The organism is Herbaspirillum seropedicae, assembly GCF_001040945.1.
GTDB lineage: Bacteria > Pseudomonadota > Gammaproteobacteria > Burkholderiales > Burkholderiaceae_D > Herbaspirillum > Herbaspirillum seropedicae.
Genome location: NZ_CP011930.1, coordinates 1584744 through 1602535 on the forward strand (window position 1 = coordinate 1584744; position 17792 = coordinate 1602535).

General features: G+C 61.6%; 15 protein-coding genes. 6 read left to right on the forward strand and 9 right to left on the reverse strand.

The annotated features are described in order from the left end of the window. Positions 1 to 42: 42 nt before the first annotated feature. The gene (locus tag ACP92_RS06930) at positions 43 to 735 is read left to right on the forward strand and encodes a response regulator (protein WP_013233407.1); all 693 of its coding nucleotides are present in this window, start codon (positions 43 to 45) and stop codon (positions 733 to 735) included. Positions 736 to 834: 99 nt separating this feature from the next. On the opposite strand, the gene ACP92_RS06935 is transcribed toward ACP92_RS06930, so the two are convergent. The 3 genes from ACP92_RS06935 to ACP92_RS06945 form a co-directional block, all read right to left on the reverse strand. Continuing rightward, positions 835 to 2130, reverse strand: coding sequence for a c-type cytochrome (locus ACP92_RS06935; RefSeq protein WP_013233408.1), 1296 nt, complete (start codon positions 2128 to 2130; stop codon positions 835 to 837). Next, positions 2127 to 2885, reverse strand: coding sequence for a c-type cytochrome (locus ACP92_RS06940; RefSeq protein ID WP_013233409.1), 759 nt, complete (start codon positions 2883 to 2885; stop codon positions 2127 to 2129). Before ACP92_RS06940 ends, ACP92_RS06935 begins: the two co-directional genes overlap by 4 nt. Positions 2886 to 3392: 507 nt before the next feature. Then, positions 3393 to 5861 (reverse strand): penicillin-binding protein 1A, encoded by a 2469-nt coding sequence (locus ACP92_RS06945; RefSeq protein ID WP_013233410.1) that lies wholly within the window; start codon positions 5859 to 5861, stop codon positions 3393 to 3395. A 318-nt stretch (positions 5862 to 6179) separates the two neighbouring features. On the opposite strand from ACP92_RS06945, the gene ACP92_RS06950 reads away from it, so the two are divergent. Beyond that, positions 6180 to 8102 carry an ATP-binding cassette domain-containing protein gene (locus ACP92_RS06950; protein ID WP_013233411.1) on the forward strand — a complete coding sequence of 641 codons (1923 nt, stop codon included), beginning with the start codon at positions 6180 to 6182 and terminating at the stop codon, positions 8100 to 8102. A 15-nt stretch (positions 8103 to 8117) separates the two neighbouring features. Here ACP92_RS06950 and ACP92_RS06955 read toward each other — a convergent pair whose 3' ends face one another. Together ACP92_RS06955 and murJ are read right to left on the reverse strand one after the other, a co-directional pair. After that, on the reverse strand, positions 8118 to 8966 hold the full coding sequence (locus tag ACP92_RS06955; protein ID WP_041311622.1) for a SirB1 family protein: 849 nt from the start codon (positions 8964 to 8966) through the stop codon (positions 8118 to 8120). 111 nt (positions 8967 to 9077) lie between these two features. Further along, a complete protein-coding gene (gene murJ / locus ACP92_RS06960) occupies positions 9078 to 10631 on the reverse strand; it encodes a murein biosynthesis integral membrane protein MurJ (protein WP_013233413.1) in 1554 nt (517 codons plus the stop codon). A gap of 330 nt (positions 10632 to 10961) precedes the next feature. On the opposite strand from murJ, the gene rpsT reads away from it, so the two are divergent. Further along, positions 10962 to 11228 (forward strand): 30S ribosomal protein S20, encoded by a 267-nt coding sequence (gene rpsT, locus ACP92_RS06965; RefSeq protein ID WP_006463174.1) that lies wholly within the window; start codon positions 10962 to 10964, stop codon positions 11226 to 11228. A 162-nt stretch (positions 11229 to 11390) separates the two neighbouring features. Here rpsT and ACP92_RS06970 read toward each other — a convergent pair whose 3' ends face one another. The 3 genes from ACP92_RS06970 to ACP92_RS06975 form a co-directional block, all read right to left on the reverse strand. Beyond that, positions 11391 to 11855 (reverse strand): DUF192 domain-containing protein, encoded by a 465-nt coding sequence (locus ACP92_RS06970; protein WP_013233414.1) that lies wholly within the window; start codon positions 11853 to 11855, stop codon positions 11391 to 11393. A gap of 146 nt (positions 11856 to 12001) precedes the next feature. Then, positions 12002 to 12172 carry a hypothetical protein gene (locus ACP92_RS24825; protein WP_006463172.1) on the reverse strand — a complete coding sequence of 57 codons (171 nt, stop codon included), beginning with the start codon at positions 12170 to 12172 and terminating at the stop codon, positions 12002 to 12004. A 190-nt stretch (positions 12173 to 12362) separates the two neighbouring features. After that, positions 12363 to 12929 (reverse strand): pseudouridine synthase, encoded by a 567-nt coding sequence (locus ACP92_RS06975; protein ID WP_013233415.1) that lies wholly within the window; start codon positions 12927 to 12929, stop codon positions 12363 to 12365. Positions 12930 to 13180: 251 nt separating this feature from the next. Here ACP92_RS06975 and icd point away from each other — a divergent pair, with 251 nt between their 5' ends. Beyond that, a complete protein-coding gene (gene icd / locus ACP92_RS06980; RefSeq protein WP_013233416.1) occupies positions 13181 to 14437 on the forward strand; it encodes an NADP-dependent isocitrate dehydrogenase in 1257 nt (418 codons plus the stop codon). Between the two features lie 145 nt (positions 14438 to 14582). Here the strand turns inward: icd and cspE are convergent, their stop codons facing one another. Continuing rightward, complete coding sequence (gene cspE, locus ACP92_RS06985; RefSeq protein WP_006463169.1) at positions 14583 to 14789, reverse strand: transcription antiterminator/RNA stability regulator CspE; 207 nt, start codon at positions 14787 to 14789, stop codon at positions 14583 to 14585. Positions 14790 to 15127: 338 nt separating this feature from the next. Between cspE and clpS the strand changes: the two genes are divergently transcribed. Then, entirely contained in the window at positions 15128 to 15442 is a 315-nt protein-coding gene (gene clpS, locus ACP92_RS06990; protein ID WP_013233417.1) for an ATP-dependent Clp protease adapter ClpS, read from the forward strand. Continuing rightward, positions 15439 to 17742, forward strand: a complete 2304-nt coding sequence (gene clpA / locus ACP92_RS06995; RefSeq protein WP_013233418.1) for an ATP-dependent Clp protease ATP-binding subunit ClpA — start codon at positions 15439 to 15441, stop codon at positions 17740 to 17742. The genes clpS and clpA overlap by 4 nt, the downstream gene beginning before the upstream one ends. Positions 17743 to 17792 lie beyond the last annotated feature (50 nt).

Below are 17792 nucleotides of genomic sequence, written 5' to 3' on the forward strand. Positions count from 1 at the left end.
GCCCGGTCTTGTTCAGTATTCAGTGTTGCGGATAGAAGGACGATGTCAAAAGAGTTACCCCACATCCTGATGGTCGAGGACGAACCCAGCATCGCGGAGCTGTTGCGCTTCACGATGCAGGGGGCGGGCTTCGCCACCACCATCGCCACCGACGTGGCCCAGGCGAGGAAGCATATCGCCGAGTCGCTGCCCCATGTGGTGTTGCTGGACTGGATGTTGCCCGACAGTTCCGGCCTGGTCTTGTTGAACGAATTACGGCGCGACCAGCGTACCGCCAGCCTGCCGGTGATCATGCTGACCGCCAAGGGCATGGAAGAGGACAAGGTCAAGGGCTTGAACGAAGGCGCGGATGACTATGTGACCAAGCCGTTCTCGCCCAAGGAACTGGTGGCACGGGTGCAGGCGCTGTTGCGTCGCAAGGCGCCGGAGATCGGCAGCCAGGCGCTGAAGTATCGCGACATCAGCATCGACGTCGAGCGGCGCCAGGTCTCGGTGGCCGACAAGCCGGTGTTGCTGGACCAGGCCGAGTTCAAGCTGTTGCGCTACCTGGTGGCGCATCCGGAGCGGATCTTCTCGCGCGCCCAACTGCTGGACAAGGTCTGGGGCGACCATACCTTCATCGAAGAGCGCACCGTGGATGTCCATATCATGCGCCTGCGCAAGTCGCTGGGCGACCTGGCCCACTATGTGCAGACGGTGCGCGGCATGGGCTACAAGCTCAGCGCCGAACAGTAAGGGAATAAGCGAGTAAGAGAGTAAGCGCACCCGCGCACACCACCGTCACCAAGGCGATCCAGCGGATCGCCTTTTTTTACGCTCATGCCACCAGGATGTTCAATCCAGCGGCACGCTGCGATAGCGGTTCACTTCCGCAGCCGATACCAGGCCGCCTTGGTTGCCCCAGCTGTTGCGCACGTAGGAGACCACTGCGGCCACCTCCTGGTCACTCAATTGCGGACCGAAGGGCGGCATGCCAAAGGGGTAGGGGTTGCCCGCCGTGGAGGGCGGGAAGCCGCCATTGAGCACGGCCCGGACGGCGTTGGCCGGGTGCGGGCCGGCAATGGCCCGGTTGCCTGCCAGCGGCGGGTAGTCGGGCGCGCTGCCCTGGCCCTTGCCGCCATGGCAGTCCACGCATAGGGTGCCATAGAGCTGCTTGCCTTGCTTCATGATGCGCTCGGCCTCGGCGGGTTCTACCGACGCAGGGCGCGCCGCGTCGTCCGCAGCGCTGGCCGGCAGGGATTTCAGATAAACCGCCATGGCGCTGACATCCGCATCGTTCAGGTACTGGAGGCTGCGACCGACGATTTCCGACATCGGGCCCAGCGTCACTGCATGGGGAGACACACCCGTCTTGAGCAGGGCGGCGATATCCGCAGTACTCCAGTCTTGCAGGCCGTCCGCTCCTCCGTGCAAGGGCGGCGCATACCATTGCAGCGCCGGGATCACGCCCCCCGCCAGCGCCAGCGGCTCAATGCTTGCGCCCAGCCGGTTGCGTGCGCTATGGCAAGCGCTGCAATGGCCCGCGCCTTGCACCAGATAGGCGCCGCGATTCCATTGGGCATCCTGGCGGGGATCGGGCTGGTAGCTTTGCGGCGTGAAGTAGAGTGCGCGCCATAGTCCCAGCAGCATGCGCTGGTCGTAGGGAAAACGCAGCGTATGGGCTTGGTTGGCGCGTGCCACGGGCGGCAGGCTTTGCAGGTAGGCGAACAGCGCATCGCTGTCTGCGCGGCTCAAGCGGGTATAGCTGGTATAGGGGAAGGCCGGGTACAGGAACTGTCCCTCCTTGCCGCGTCCGTGATGCAGGGCGCGCCAGAAGTCGTCGGCGCTCCATTGGCCGATCCCGGTAGTTTTGTCGGGAGTGATGTTGCTGGTGTAGAGGGTGCCGAAGGGCGAGGCAATGGCGCGGCCGCCAGCGTAGGGTGCGCCGCCGCGTGCGGTATGGCAGGCCATGCAGTTGCCGGCGCGCGCCAGGTATTGCCCTTGCGCCAATTGGCGCGTGGGGTCGGGGGCGGGAGTGGCTGCGCCGCGCTCTTCCGGGCCTAGCCATTGCCAGCCGATGACGGCGGCGGGCAGGGCGATCAGCAGTGCGGCAAGGACGCCCAGGCTCTTGAAGAAGTGTGTGCGTTTCATCGCTGCACTCCCGACTGCGGCTGGCTGCCACATTGCTGCGGCAGTGGCGAGGGCAACGCGGGTGCTGGTGCGTAGTCCGCCGGCACGGCCTGGGCGCTGAGCCAGCTGCTGGCCGCATTGATTTCTTCGGGGCTGAGCGCACGCGCGACGGCGGCCATGCAGTCAGGCGTCTTTGCCGTGCGGTCGCCGTTGCGCCAAGCGCCCAACTGGGCATTGATGTAGTCGCGCGGCAGGCCCAGCAATCCGGGGATGCCAGGTTGGACGCCACCCAGGCTGGGCGCATGGCAGGCGGCGCAGGCCGGCAGGCGTCGTTGCGGATCGCCTTCCGTGACCAGGCGGCGACCGCGCTCCAGCACGGTGGCGCTGGCCTCATTCGACGCCGGCGGCGGATAGGGGGGATGCTGGTCAGCGAAGAAGCGCGCAATCTGCTGCAGATAATCGTCCGACAGGTTGGCCAGCAGGTAATTCATCATCGGATAGCGCCGCTGGCCATCGCGGAAGCTCTGCAATTGATTCAGGAGGTAGGCCTCAGGCTTGCCCGCGATGCGGGGATAGTAGCCATCTGCGGTGGCGCGCCCTTGCTTGCCATGACAGGCGGTACAGGCCGCCATGCGTTCGGCCATGCCCGCAATGGCAGCCGGAGCAGCCGGCGCGGCCTCCGGGGCCGCTGCCGCCGCCAGGCTGCATGCCATCCCCACCCCTATTGCCAGGACGATGGCTGCCGTCCCCTTCACTTTGTTATTGAGCAAGCGCATGGATCTATTGTAGTCCAAGCCTTGCCCCTGCTTGCAGCTTTGCAAGCCTGGACGCAGCAGCTACAATAGCGGCCTTGCTGCCCCCGTAGCTCAGTGGATAGAGCGATCCCCTCCTAAAGACAATTGGGCAGCGGCTGCCGAAAGGCGCCGCGTGAATGGAGTCAAATTCGGTGAACCCTGACAGCGCCTGGTCCCTGTGACTGCGCGGCTGCTGGCAATACCGAGCCAAGCCGGTCTCCGAGATGGATGGAAACCGGAAGGTGTAGAGACTAGACGGCTCCGGCCTGCAGGCATGTGCGGTATCAGGCACAGGCCCATGGCCAAGGTATAGTCCAGACCACAAACGTTCTCCGGTGGCGAAAGCCATAGTGGTATGAAGGGATAGGTCACACGTTCGATCCGTGTCGGGGGCGCCAGCATAAAAAAAGCGCAGAGGGCAACCTCTGCGCTTTTTCGTTTACGGCGTCTCCTTCAGCCTCTTCCTCTGCATCAGGAAGAGGCTTTCGTTCAATGGCCCTGGTTGGTGCTGTCCAGGAAACGCCGGGCGTTTTCATTCGGTGCGCGCGTCCCATTCGTCGCCGGTGCAGTGCCTGGGACATTCGGTTCCGGCTGTGTGCTACCCGGCGTAGCCGGAGCCTGGCTCGGCGTCCAGCCGAAGAAGTTCGAGATCGCATCCACCACCGTCACGCCCACATTGGTCACCAGACCATTATTCGGGGTGAAGTTGTCGTAGTAGGGTTCGCCATCGATGAAGCGGATGCCTTCAGGCACTGGCAAGTCGAATTGCGGCACACCCTTCAAGGCCTTGGCCATGTAGTCGACCCAGATCGGCAGCGCCAGCTGTGCGCCGAATTCCTTGCTGCCCAGGCTCTTGGGCTGGTCATAGCCCATCCAGACGACCGTCGCCAGGGTGCGCTGGTAGCCGGCGAACCAGCCATCGACGGCGTCATTGGTGGTACCGGTCTTGCCGGCCAGGTCGCTGCGGCCGATGCTGTTGCTGCGCGCACCCGTACCCCCCTGGGCCACCGACTTGAGCATGCTGGTCATCATGTAGCTGTTGCGCTCCGACACCACACGCGGTGCGCCATTGCCCACGATCAGCGGCTCGGCCTTGGACAGCGCCTGGCCACGCGCATCGGTGATCTGGGAGATCAGGTAGGGCTGGACCTTGTAGCCGCCGTTGGCAAACACCGAGTAGGCCGCCGAGAGCTGCAGCGGATTGGTCTGGCCCGCACCCAGCGCCATCGGCAGGTAGGGCGGCACTTTGTCGGCATCGAAACCGTAGGTACCGGTGATGAAGTCCTTGGCATAGGGCACGCCGATGTAGTCCAGCGTACGGATGGCCACCAGGTTCACCGACTTCTGCAGGGCAGTGCGCACGGTGATGGGGCCGGCCGGGGTCTCGTCATCCCTGGGCTCCCAGTTCGGCTGGCCGGGGCCGGCAGGATAGGAGACCGGAGCATCATTGACGATGGAGGCCGGCGCAAAACCCTTCTCCAGTGCTGCCGAGTAGATGAAGGGCTTGAAGGTGGAGCCAGGCTGGCGCCAGGCTTGCGTGACGTGGTTGAAGTTGTTCTGGGTGAAGTCGAAGCCACCGACCAGCGCGCGGATCGCGCCATCCTGCGGCACCACCGACACCAGCGCGGCTTCCACCTGCGGCAGTTGCGCCACCTGCCAGTTCTGCTTGGCGTCCTGCATCACGCGGATCAGCGCGCCGGGGCCGATGCGTATGTCCTTCTTGGCCTTTTCCGACAGGGCCGACGCCACGAAGCGCAGCGCCTCACCCTTGATGCTGATCTTGTCGCCGCTACGCAGCACGGCGTCGATCTGCTTGGGGCTGGCCGCGACTACCACTGCGGCCAGGATGTCGTCGTTGTCCGGATGGTCATCCATCACGTCATCGATGGCGGCGGCGCGGTCCTCGGCATTGGCCGGCAGCTCGATGGTCTCTTCCGGACCGCGATAGCCGTGGCGGCGGTCGTAGTCCATCACACCCTTGCGCACGGCCAGGTAAGCGGCCTGCTGGTCGGCGGCATTGACGGTGGTATAGACGTTGAAGCCCTGGGTGTAGGTATCTTCCTTGTACTGCGCATAGACCATCTGGCGCACCATTTCATTCACATACTCGGCGTGAATGTTGTATTGGCTGCCCGGTGCGCGCACCTTCAGTTCTTCCTTGGCGGCCTTTTCATATTGCGCCTTGGTGATGAAGCCCACGTCCAGCATGCGCTGCAGGATGTACTGCTGGCGGATATGGGCGCGCTTGGGATTGACGATGGGGTTGTAGGCCGAGGGCGCCTTGGGCAGGCCGGCCAGCATGGCCGCTTCGGCCAGGGTGACGTCCTTGAGGTCCTTGCCGAAGTAGGTGCGGGCGGCGGCGGCGAAGCCGAAGGCGCGCTGGCCCAGGTAGATCTGGTTCATGTAGACCTCCAGGATCTGGTCCTTGGTCAAGGCATGTTCGATCTTGTTGGCCAGCAGCACTTCATAGAGCTTGCGGGAGAAGGTCTTTTCCTTGGTCAGGAAGACGTTGCGCGCCACCTGCATGGTGATGGTGCTGGCGCCTTGCGAGGCGCTGCCGCGCAGCACGTCGGTGACCAGCGCACGGGCGATGCCGATCCAGTCGATGCCGCCGTGTTCATAGAAGCGATAGTCCTCGATGGCCAGCACGGCGTTCTTCATGTCGGCCGGAATGTCGTCCAGCTTGACCAGGCTGCGCTTTTCTTCACCAAACTCGCCCAGCAGCACCTTGTCTTCGGACCAGATGCGCAGCGGCACCTTGGGGCGATAGTCGGTGATCAGTTCCAGCGAGGGCAGGCGCGGATTGATGAAGATCAGGGCATAGACCACCAGCAGCGCGCCGGCGACGCCCAGGCCAAGGATGGACAGTCCGATGAACTTGGCGATGTTGGGGTTGAGAAAACCGCGCTGTCGGGTGAGGGGGCGGGAATGCGGTCGGGGAAGCGTTGGCAGAGGCATGGGATGAGCAGAAATCGGGATGCGCTATCTTACAGCATCGGGCCGCCAGGCCGGCGCGGCGCGCTCGGCCAATGCTTAACCAGTTGTAACATGGAACTTCTTCGACGCTGAAATTCGAGTATCTGTCGCTATTTGTCGTCAGGACCGTTGCTACAGTGCAAACCAAGGGCGTCATTGGCGGGGCCTGCGGGCATTCCTGCGCTTAAATCAGCATTTCGGCGGCGCAGTCGGTACAATGCCGCTCTTGCGCTTTTTCAAGCGCCCTTGCATCCATCCTGCACGGCCCAGGCCGTTGCACTCACGCAGATCACGCACGCTATGGCAGTCATTTCCCTTTCCGACGCACAACTGGCCTTCGGCCACGTCGCCCTTCTGGATCACGCCGAATTCTCGCTGGAGACCGGCGAACGCATTGGCCTGATCGGCCGCAACGGCACCGGCAAGTCCTCGCTGTTGAAGATCATCGCGGGGCGCTCCAAGCTGGACGATGGCCTCCTGGTGATGCAGCAGAACCTGAAGATTGCCTATGTCGACCAGGAGCCGCATTTCCCGGAAGAGATGACCGTCTTCGATGCCGTGGCCTCGGGGCTGGGCGAGCTGCCGGCGCTGCTGGCCGAATATGAGGCCATCACCGGCCAGTTCGGCGGCGACAACGATGATGCGCTGCTGGAGCGCATGCACCAGATCCAGACCGTGCTGGATGCGGCCGATGCCTGGTCCATCGGCAACAAGGTCGAGACCACGCTGGACAAGCTCAACCTGAACCGCGATGCCCGCATCGGCGAGCTCTCCGGCGGCATGAAGAAGCGCGTGGCGCTGGCCTGCGGCCTGGTCGGCAACCCCGACGTGCTGCTGCTGGACGAACCGACCAACCACCTCGACTTCGGCTCCATCCTCTGGCTGGAAGGCCTGCTGCGCGACTTCAAGGGCAGCATCCTCTTCATCACCCACGACCGTAGCTTCCTGGACAACGTCTCGACCCGCATCATCGAACTGGATCGCGGCAAGATCCTCTCCTTCCCTGGCAACTTCACCACCTACCAGACCCGCAAGGCCGAGCTGCTGGCCAATGAAGAGGTGGAAAACGCCAAGTTCGACAAATTCCTGGCCCAGGAAGAAGTCTGGATCCGCAAGGGCGTGCAGGCCCGCCGTACCCGCGACGAAGGCCGCGTGCGCCGCCTGGAAGCCTTGCGCGTGCAGCGCAGCGAGCGCCGCGAGCGGCAAGGCCAGGTGAAGCTGGAAGTGGGCACGGGCGAGCGTTCCGGCAAGATCGTGGCGGAACTGGAGAACGTGAACAAGGCCTATGGTCCCAAGACCATCGTGCGCGACTTCAGCACCATCCTCATGCGTGGCGACAAGGTCGGCCTGATCGGCCAGAATGGCGCCGGCAAGACCACGCTGTTGAAGCTGATCCTGGGCGAGGAAGCCCCCGACAGCGGCACCGTCAAGCAGGGCACCAAGATGCAGGTGGCGTATTTCGATCAGATGCGCGCGCAGTTGAATGAAGAAACCACCTTGGCCGATACCATCGCGCCGGGCAGCGACTGGGTCGAAGTCAACGGCCAGCGCAAGCATGTGATGACCTATCTGTCGGACTTCCTGTTTGCCCCCGAGCGCGCCCGTTCGCCGGTGCGCACGCTCTCCGGCGGTGAGCGCAACCGCCTGCTGCTGGCGCGCCTGTTCGCCAAGCCGGCCAATGTGCTGGTGCTGGACGAACCGACCAATGACCTCGATATCGATACCCTGGAACTGCTGGAAGAATTGCTGGAAGAATACGAAGGCACTGTCTTCCTGGTCAGCCACGACCGCATGTTCCTGGACAACGTGGTCACCCAGGTGATCGCCTCCGAAGGCAATGGCGTCTGGCGTGAGTACGTGGGGGGGTATTCCGACTGGGAGCGCCAGCGCCCGGCGCAGCAGGCTGCTTCGTCCAAGGCCGCCGCCAAGGCTGCTGACAAGAGCGAGGTGAAGGCCGAATCGACCATGGCCGCACCGGTCGTGGCGCCGGTGGCGGCCAAGAAGAAGCTGAGCTACAAGGAGCAGCGTGAGTTGGACGAGCTGCCCAAGCGCATCGCCGCGCTGGAAGCGGAACAGAAGGAACTGTCCGCCAAGCTGGCCGATCCGGATCTGTACAAGAAGGGGGCCGATGAAGCCGTCAAGCTGAACCAGCGCTTTGCCGAGATCGACGAGGAATTGCTGGTGAGCCTGGAGCGCTGGGAAGAAATCGAGGGCAAGCAGTAAGCCCGCCCGGGTTGGTCAGTTCGGCTTGCGCAGCGCTTCGCGCAGGTCGGGCAGCATCTCGCGCAGATTGGGTGCGTCCTCGGCATGGGGACGCAGGGCCAGGTAGGCTTCCAGGTCTTCCAGCGCCGCCTGAGCCTGGCCCAGGTTGGCGTAGGCCAGTCCGCGGTCGCGCTTTTCGGTGATTTCCTCGGGCAGCAGGATGACCAGGCGCTCCTGCACATCCAGCACCTGTTGCCAGCGCTGGCTTTCCATGAAGATGGCCTTGAGGTTGCGCAACATGCGCGCCAGGATCTCGCGCGGATGCGCCGCCCGCAGATAGGCTGCCAGCGGCAGTTCATCGCCGAATTCTTCATCAGGCTGATGCGTCAGGAAAGGTTCCAGGCGCTCTTCCAGCTCTTCCCGCGAGAGGCTGGCCCCGTTCATGGGGTCGAGCACGATTTCCCCCGACTGTACCGACAGCTTCATCAGGAAATGACCGGGGAATGACACCCCCTTCATATCCAGTCCGATGTGCTGGGCCAGTTCGATATAGACCACGGCCAGCGAGATGGGGATGCCGCGCCGGGTCGAGAGCACCCGGTGGATGTAGCTGTTGTCGGGATCGTAATAATTGTTGACGTTGCCGGCAAAGGCCATTTCCTGGAAGAAGAAATGGTTGAGCATGCGCAGCTTCTGGATCTGCGAAGCGTCCGAGGGCAGGCGCTGCTTGAGCTTGGCGGCCAGCGTATCGAGCGCCATCTCCTCTTCGGCGAAATCCATCTCGGGATAGAAGTCCTGACCCAGCGTCAGGGCGGATTCGAACAAGGGAATCGAATCGTCCTGGCGCACCAGTGAAGCGAAATAGTCGAGGGAGGTGAGCGTCATGTCACCCATGCTATCAAAATATTGCGCGCTGCGTCAGGTCTGTCTGCTGTGGCAAGAAAGATCATGATTCAGCTTGCCGACAGTCTGACCAACACCTTTTGATTCACCACCTCAGCGCCGCGCAATGCGCTTGAACTCGCGCAGCCGGAATCCCATGGCAAACAGCGGCCCGAAGTAGGCCAGGGCGCACACCAGCATCACCAGCGCCAGGGCGCCGATGCGCATGAGCGGATGGGCGCGCAGGGCGATCCAGTCGAAGTGCCCGGCGATCCACAGGGAAGCGCCCGCCAGCACCAGCAGTGCACCCGTCAGGCGCACCAGGAACAGGCCCCAGCCGGGGCGCGGTACATAGATCTGGCGGCGGCGCAGTCCGATGAACAGGCACAGCGCATTCAGGCAGGCCCCCAGGCCGATGGACAGCGCCAGCCCGGCGTGGGCGAACAGGGGCACGAAGACGCTATTCATCAGCTGGGTGGCGATGAGCACGCCCACGGCGATGATCACGGGGGTGCGGATGTCCTGCTTGGCATAGAAGCCCGGCGCCAGGATCTTGACCATGACCAGGCCGATCAGGCCGACCCCGTAGGCCACCAGGGCGTGGCCGGTCATGGTCACCGAAAGTGCGTCGAAGCGGCCGTAGTGGAACAGGGTGGCCGTCAAGGGCTCGGAGAGCGTGGCCAGCGCGACGGCAGAGGGCATGGCCAGCATGAAGGTCAGGCGCAGACCCCAGTCCAGCAGGGAAGAGTATTCCTCCATGTCCTGCGCGGCGTGGGCGTTGGACAGGCTGGGCAACAGGATGGTCCCCAGCGCCACGCCCAAGAGCGCCGTCGGGAATTCCATCAAGCGGTCTGCATAGGAGAGCCAGGAGACGCTGCCATGTTCCAGGCGCGAGGCAATGTTGGTATTGATCATCAGGCTGATCTGCGCCGCCGAGACGGCAAAGATGGCCGGTCCCATCTTCTTGAGCACCCGTTTGACGCCCTCATCGCGCAGGCCCAGCAGGGGATTCCAGTAGAGGTGCGGCAGCATGCCGATCTTCATCAGCGCCGGCACCTGGATGGCCACTTGCAGGATGCCGCCCACCAGCACGGCAAAGGCCATGGCATAGATGGGTTGCGCCATGAAGGGGGCCACGAACAGCGAGGCGATGATGAAGGCCAGGTTCAGCAAGACCGAGGTCACAGCGGGAATCTTGAATTCCTTCCAGGTATTGAGGATGCCCCCGGCCAGCGCCACGAAGGCCATGAAACCGATGTAGGGGAACATGATGCGGGTCATCACCACCGAGGCGTTGAAGGCGTCGGGGTTGTATTGCAGGCCGGTGGCGATGAAATAGACCACGAAGGGAGTCGCCAGGATGCCGGCCACGCAGGTGACCAGCATGACCCACATCAGCACCGTGGCCACATGGTCCACCAGGTGCTTGGTCTGTTGCTCGCCGCGCTGGTTCTTGTATTCGGCCAGGATGGGGACGAAGGCCTGCGAGAAAGCGCCCTCGGCAAACAGCCGGCGCAGCAGGTTGGGGATGCGGAAGGCGATATTGAAGGCGTCGGTATAGGCGGAAGCGCCAAAGGCACGGGCAAACAGGATTTCCCGGACCAGTCCGGTGATGCGCGAGAGCATCGTCATGCCGGAGATGGCGGCGAGGGTTTTATGCAGATTCATGGAGCGGCATTATAGCGGGGGCAGGGAGGGCCGCGGCCAGGACAAGCGCAGCGCGACGCCAGGGCAGGCGCAAGCGCGCCATGGCGCTGTAGAGTGCGGCCGCACGGATCGGTTCAGCCCGGGTGTATCATTTCCGCCGGGCAATCCGGAGTGCGCCGCGTAGTGGCGGTGGGGCTGCATGGCAACGGATGCCGTCCGGTTTACCGCAGATACGGACAAGTTGGTTGCCTGCTCACGCAAATCTGGTTATAATCCGATGCTTTACAGAATTTGGCATCGCGAGTCCTAGGGGTTTGCGGCGCAAACGACTCTCGATTTAGGATAATTTTCATGGCAAATACCGCACAGGCACGTAAGCGTGCTCGTCAAGCAGTCAAGCAAAACGCTCACAACTCGAGCCAGCGCTCGACCCTGCGCACCGCAATCAAGGCAGTTCGCAAGGCCATCGCCGCCGGCGACAAGGCTGCAGCAACCTCCGTGTTCCAATCTTCCGTGTCGACCATCGACAGCATCGCCGACAAGAAGATCATCCACAAGAACAAGGCTGCTCGCCACAAGAGCCGTCTGGCTGCTGCCCTGAAGGCCCTGGCTGCTTAATCTGCGCCTGGCTTGAACTGAAGCGCGGCTCGGCCCGCTTCAGCTTGCAGTAGATGCAGTACAAGAAAAACCGCTTATTGCTAAGCGGTTTTTTGCGTTTTTATTGCCTGTGTTCTTCCTGGCGGCCGAGGCCGGAGCGACCGCCCCGGCCCTGCGCCCTGCTTAACGAGGCAAGCCTTCGATCTGGCTACCCGGCTGGATATTCTTTTGCTTGAACCAGCCCTTGTTCATTTCCAGCGCATAGACCGCCGCACGCTTGGCGCAGTGCGAATCCAGCGTCTGTGCCTTCATGTCCTCGATGTTGATGATGACGCCTTTTTCGTCCATGAAGGCTACCGACAGGGGAATGAGGGTGTTTTTCATCCACATGCAGACCCCGGCCGGCTGCTCGAACAGGAACAGCATGCCTTCGTTGTCCCCCATCTTTTCCCGGAACATCAGACCTTGCTCGCGCTCGGCCTCGGTCTTGGCGACTTCTGCCTTGATCAGGTGGATGCCGATGTTGAGCTGGGTAGTGGGAAACTTGCGCACCTGCGGCGTCTGGGCCTGGGCGCTGGAGAAGCAGGCGAGCGCCAGCAGGGTGGCGGCGCTGCGGACGAAAAAGCGGGAAAGAGGATGGTGGCGCATGTTCGGATTCTATGGATATCGGTTCGTGCAGGGATCAGCAGCATAGCAGGCGCCGGGCGATGGTGGATGGCCCGGGGATGCGCGCAAAGTGCGCGCCCATGAAAAAAGGCAGGACCAGCCTGCCTTTTTCGTCATGCGGACGCTAATTACTTAGCTTCAGCTGCCTTCTTTGCCTTCTTTGCCTTCTTGGCTTTCTTTGCCTTCTTGGCCTTCGGAGCAGCGGCTTCAGCCTTCGGCGCTTCCGGAGCGGCCGGAGCTTGTGCGAAAGCAGCAGTTGCGAACAGACCAGCGATCAGAGCGGCGATCAATTTTTTCATTTTGCGTCCTTCAATTCAACATGTTAGGGATGTGAGGCAAACGATGATTCGAGCGAATCACTGTCAATAACGGCAGCGGCTTGCATAGGTTGACAGTGTTCTTCATATTTTTAAGAGTTATTGCCAAGAAAATCTGTTGTGCGATCAGGAAAAACATTGTCATTGATGTAATTTTCCGTTTTGCGCCGCGCTATCCCTGGCGCTCCAGCTCCAGTGGGTCCACTTCCCGCCATTCGCCCGGCATGACCGGATGGGTCGCCAGCGAGAATGGCCCGATGGCAATGCGCACCAGGCGCAGGGTCGGCAGGCCGACGGCAGCGGTCATGCGCCTTACCTGGCGGTTCTTGCCTTCGCTGATGGTCAGGGCGATCCAGCTGGTTGGCTGGTTCTGGCGCTGGCGGATGGGCGGGTTGCGCGGCCACATCCAGCCTGGTTCCTGAATCAACCGGGCCTGGCTGCCCTGCGTCACGAAGTCGCCCAGGTCCAGCGGCTGGCGCAGCTTGTCCAGGGCCTCGGGGGAGGGCTGTCCTTCGACCTGGGCCAGGTAGGTCTTGGGCAGCTTGCGACGCGGATGGGCAATGGCGTGCTGCAGCTTGCCGTCATCAGTGAGCAGGAGCAAGCCTTCGCTGTCGGCGTCCAGCCTGCCTGCCGGGTAGACGTTGGGAATGTCGATGTAATCGGCCAGCGTCTGGCGTTCGGGATGGGCCGAGAACTGGCTCATCACCTGGAAGGGTTTGTTCAATAAGATCAGGGGCATGCGCTAGTGTCGCAAAAACATGGCGCTGCGTAAAATCCTGATGCATAATCGACTGGTATGTCCTATGTCTTATATAAGACTTGGATTGGACTCGGATTGCGGCGAACTGGAATTTCCCCGGCTCAAATCGCGGAAATCTCTTAAAATTCCCCGCTTGCATGGCAATTCAGGCAATGGTCGCTGCTTTGCCTGCTGCTGCCTGCCGCTGATACCTATACAGGCCACGCTCGCCTCAACCGTCGGAGAACACGATGTCGTACCAACATATCCAGGTGCCTGCAGAAGGGCGCAAGATCACCGCCAATGCCGATGACACCCTCAATGTCCCCAACAATCCCATCATCCCCTATATCGTAGGCGATGGCGTGGGCGTGGATGTCACGCCGGTCATGCTCAAGGTGGTCAATGCGGCGGTGGAAAAGGCCTATGGCGGCGCGCGCAAGATCCACTGGATGGAGATCTACGCGGGCGAGAAAGCCACCCGCCTCTATGGTCCGGATGTCTGGCTGCCGGAAGAGACGCTGGCGGTGCTGAAGAAATACCTGGTCGCGATCAAGGGCCCACTGTCCACGCCCGTGGGCGGAGGCATCCGTTCGCTGAACGTGGCCATGCGCCAGCAGCTGGACCTGTACGTCTGCCTGCGCCCGGTGCGCTACTTCAAGGGCGTGCCTTCGCCGCTGCGTGAGCCGGAGAAGACCGACATGGTGATCTTCCGCGAGAACTCCGAAGACATCTACGCCGGCATCGAGTGGGCCGCCGGTACGCCTGAAGTCAACAAGCTCATCGACTTGCTGACCCGCGAAATGGGTGTCAAGAAGCTGCGATTCCCGGAGTCTTCTGCACTGGGCATCAAGCCGGTCTCGCGGGAGGGTACCGAGCGCCTGGTACGCCAGGCGATCCAATACGCCATCGACCACGACAAGCCCTCGGTGACGCTGGTGCACAAGGGCAATATCATGAAGTTCACCGAAGGCGCGTTCCGTGACTGGGGCTATGCCCTGGCGGCGCGCGAGTTCGGCGCCGAGCTGATCGACGATGGTCCGTGGATGCGCCTGAAGAACCCCAAGACCGGTCGCGCCATCATCATCAAGGACGCCATCACCGACGCCTTCTTCCAGCAGGTGCTGATGCGCCCGGCTGAATACAGCGTCATCGCCACCCTGAACCTGAATGGCGATTACATCTCCGACGCTGTGGCGGCGCAGGTGGGGGGCATCGGCATTGCACCTGGAGCCAACATGTCTGACTCGGTGGCCGTGTTCGAAGCCACCCACGGCACCGCGCCCAAGTATGCCGGCAAAGACTACGTCAATCCTGGTTCCAGCATCCTTTCCGCCGAGATGATGTTGCGCCACATGGGCTGGATCGAAGCCGCCGACCTCATCATCAGCGCCATGCAGAAGTCGGTCTCGTCCAAGCGCGTGACCTATGACTTCGCCCGTCTGCTGGAGGGGGCGACCCAGGTTTCGTGCTCGGGCTTTGGCGAGGTCATGATCGAGAATATGTGATCGCAGGATGAAGAATGAAACAGCCGGGCGCATTCCCCGGCTGTTTTTGTCTGTGATGGAGTGATGAAGTGGCGAAGCGGTAGCGCGGCACCGGTGGAAATGAAAAAAGCCCCGCGGGGCGGGGCTTTTCAGAGAAGACCGGGGTTTAGGCGGCGTTCTGGATGTTCGATGCTTGCTTGCCCTTCGGGCCTTGCGTGACGTCAAACTGGACTTTTTGACCTTCTTTCAGGGTCTTGAAGCCGTTCATCTGGATTGCGGAGAAGTGGGCGAACAGATCTTCGCCGCCGTCATCCGGAGTGATAAAGCCGAAGCCTTTGGAATCGTTGAACCACTTGACAGTACCTGTTGCCATAAAAGCATCTTTCAAATATAAACTATCACACGAGCCGTTAAAGCAAGAAACATCGCGCGTCACGCAGCCCCACTTAAACCGTGCCCCCTTCTATCGGCCAACAGTAACAAGATGTAACTGATTTCCGATGAAATTCCATTGTTCTCGGTCGAAATGCAAAAGTCAAGCTGTTTTCAGATTTAAGTTTGTAGGCTTGTTTGTTTGATGGGGGACGCTCCCCTTGATTTAGGATAAATCATCGTCATCTGCGCAAGGTCCGGAAAACGCGTAATATCTATCTCATCTAGATCTTACGTGATCATTGTGCGTTGCACAGCTTATGATGGTCGAACAAACGCATGGCAACCAAGCACGAAAATGATGGAGGTACCGTCCTCGAACGGCAGGAGTCCAAGCTCAAGCCGCCGCCGATGTACCAGGTGTTATTGTTGAACGATGACTATACGCCGATGGAATTCGTCGTCGCCGTCATCCAGCAGTACTTCAACAAGGACCGTGAAACCGCGACGCAGATCATGCTCAAGGTTCACCGCGATGGGAAGGGAATGTGTGGTGTGTATCCCAAAGATATCGCATCCACAAAAGTGGAACTCGTTTTAACCCACGCTCGAAAGGCAGGGCACCCCCTGCAATGCGTGATGGAGGAAGCATGATTGCGCAGGAACTCGAAGTCAGTTTGCATATGGCCTTTGTCGAAGCCAGACAATCGCGTCATGAATTCATTACCGTGGAGCATCTGCTGCTGGCTCTGCTGGACAACCCGTCGGCCGCCGAAGTCTTGCGCGCCTGCTCGGTGAACATTGACGATCTGCGCAAGACGCTGACCAATTTCATCACCGACAACACCCCCACGGTGCCTGGCACCAACGAGGTGGACACCCAACCCACGCTGGGCTTCCAGCGGGTGATCCAGCGCGCCATCATGCACGTGCAGTCGGCTTCCAACGGCAAGAAGGAAGTCACCGGCGCCAATGTGCTGGTGGCCATCTTCGGCGAGAAGGATTCGCACGCGGTCTACTACCTGCACCAGCAGGGCGTGACCCGTCTGGATGTGGTCAACTTCATCTCGCATGGCGTGCGCAAGGATCAGCAGGCCGATCCGCAGAAGGCTCCGGAAGGCGCGGAAGACGTGCAAGCTGAAGGCCAGCAGAAGGAAAGCCCGCTGGACCAGTTCACCCAGAACCTGAACAAGGCCGCTGCCGAAGGCAAGATCGATCCGCTGATCGGGCGCGAGTCCGAAGTCGAGCGCGTGATCCAGACGCTGTGCCGTCGTCGCAAGAACAACCCGCTGCTGGTGGGCGAAGCCGGCGTGGGCAAGACCGCCATCGCCGAAGGCCTGGCCTGGCGCGTGACGCAAGGCGATGTGCCCGAGATCCTGAAGAACGCCGTCGTCTATTCGCTGGACATGGGCGCGCTGCTGGCCGGCACCAAGTATCGTGGTGATTTCGAGCAGCGCCTCAAGGCCGTGTTGAAGCAACTGAAGGACAGCCCCAACGGCATCCTCTTCATCGATGAAATCCACACCATCATTGGTGCGGGTTCGGCTTCGGGCGGTACGCTGGACGCGTCCAACCTGTTGAAGCCGGCGCTGTCGAGCGGTCAACTGAAGTGCATCGGCGCGACTACCTACACCGAATTCCGTGGCGTCTTCGAGAAGGACCACGCGCTGTCGCGTCGCTTCCAGAAGATCGATGTGAACGAACCGACGGTGGAACAGACCGTGCAGATCCTGCGTGGCCTGAAGTCCAAGTTCGAGGAACACCATGGTGTGAAGTATTCGGCTTCGGCGCTGACTTCGGCCGCCGAACTGGCTGCCCGCTTCATCAATGACCGTCACCTGCCCGACAAGGCCATCGACGTGATCGACGAAGCCGGCGCCGCCCAGCGCATCCTGCCCAAGTCCAAGCAGAAGAAGACCATCGGCAAGCCGGAAATCGAGGAAATCATTTCCAAGATCGCCCGCATCCCGCCGCAGTCGGTGAACCAGGATGATCGCGCCAAGCTGCAGACCATCGACCGCGACCTGAAGAACGTGGTGTTCGGCCAGGACCCGGCCATCGAAGCCCTGTCGTCGGCCATCAAGATGGCCCGTGCCGGCCTGGGCAAGACCGACAAGCCGATCGGCTCCTTCCTGTTCTCCGGCCCGACCGGCGTAGGCAAGACCGAAGTGGCCAAGCAACTGGCCTTCATCCTCGGCATCGAGCTGGTGCGTTTCGACATGTCCGAGTACATGGAGCGTCATGCCGTGAGCCGCCTGATCGGCGCGCCTCCGGGCTATGTCGGTTTCGACCAGGGCGGCCTCTTGACCGAAGCCGTCAACAAGAAGCCGCACGCCGTGCTGCTGCTGGATGAAATCGAGAAGGCGCACCCCGACATCTTCAACATCCTGTTGCAGGTGATGGACCATGGCACGCTGACCGACAACAATGGCCGCAAGACCGACTTCCGCAACGTGATCATCATCATGACCACCAATGCGGGCGCCGAGAGCCTGCAGAAGCGCACCATCGGCTTCACCGAGAAGAAGGAAGCCGGCGACGAAATGGCGGACATCAAGCGTATGTTCACCCCGGAGTTCCGCAACCGTCTGGACGCCATCATCAGCTTCCGCCCGCTGGACGAGGAAATCATCCTGCGCGTGGTCGACAAGTTCCTCATGCAGCTGGAAGAGCAACTGCACGAGAAGAAGGTGGAAGCCGTCTTCTCCGACAGCCTGCGCAAGTTCCTGGGCAAGAAGGGCTTCGATCCGTTGATGGGGGCGCGCCCGATGTCGCGCCTGATCCAGGACCTGATCCGCAAGGCGCTGGCCGACGAACTGCTGTTCGGCAAGCTGGTCAGCGGTGGCCGGGTGACGGTGGAGATGGACGACAAGGACCAGATCAAGCTGGAATTCCCCGAAGGCGACGATTCGTCTCCGCCGGAAGAGCCGCAAGAGAAGCTCGAAGTCGAATAAGCCTCATCAAGCAAGCCATGAAAGCCACGTCGGGAAACCGGCGTGGCTTT

Bases quoted from the DNA above. Each gene is read 5' to 3' on its own strand.
- ACP92_RS06945 (WP_013233410.1), bottom strand. From the start codon at position 5,861: ATGCCTCTGCCAACGCTTCCCCGACCGCATTCCCGCCCCCTCACCCGA.
- ACP92_RS06955 (WP_041311622.1), bottom strand. From the start codon at position 8,966: ATGACGCTCACCTCCCTCGACTATTTCGCTTCACTGGTGCGCCAGGAC.
- ACP92_RS06935 (WP_013233408.1), bottom strand. From the start codon at position 2,130: ATGAAACGCACACACTTCTTCAAGAGCCTGGGCGTCCTTGCCGCACTG.
- cspE (WP_006463169.1), bottom strand. From the start codon at position 14,789: ATGGCAACAGGTACTGTCAAGTGGTTCAACGATTCCAAAGGCTTCGGC.
- icd (WP_013233416.1), top strand. From the start codon at position 13,181: ATGTCGTACCAACATATCCAGGTGCCTGCAGAAGGGCGCAAGATCACC.
- rpsT (WP_006463174.1), top strand. From the start codon at position 10,962: ATGGCAAATACCGCACAGGCACGTAAGCGTGCTCGTCAAGCAGTCAAG.
- murJ (WP_013233413.1), bottom strand. From the start codon at position 10,631: ATGAATCTGCATAAAACCCTCGCCGCCATCTCCGGCATGACGATGCTC.
- clpS (WP_013233417.1), top strand. From the start codon at position 15,128: ATGGCAACCAAGCACGAAAATGATGGAGGTACCGTCCTCGAACGGCAG.
- clpA (WP_013233418.1), top strand. From the start codon at position 15,439: ATGATTGCGCAGGAACTCGAAGTCAGTTTGCATATGGCCTTTGTCGAA.
- ACP92_RS24825 (WP_006463172.1), bottom strand. From the start codon at position 12,172: ATGAAAAAATTGATCGCCGCTCTGATCGCTGGTCTGTTCGCAACTGCT.
- ACP92_RS06930 (WP_013233407.1), top strand. From the start codon at position 43: ATGTCAAAAGAGTTACCCCACATCCTGATGGTCGAGGACGAACCCAGC.
- ACP92_RS06950 (WP_013233411.1), top strand. From the start codon at position 6,180: ATGGCAGTCATTTCCCTTTCCGACGCACAACTGGCCTTCGGCCACGTC.
- ACP92_RS06970 (WP_013233414.1), bottom strand. From the start codon at position 11,855: ATGCGCCACCATCCTCTTTCCCGCTTTTTCGTCCGCAGCGCCGCCACC.
- ACP92_RS06975 (WP_013233415.1), bottom strand. From the start codon at position 12,929: ATGCCCCTGATCTTATTGAACAAACCCTTCCAGGTGATGAGCCAGTTC.
- ACP92_RS06940 (WP_013233409.1), bottom strand. From the start codon at position 2,885: ATGCGCTTGCTCAATAACAAAGTGAAGGGGACGGCAGCCATCGTCCTG.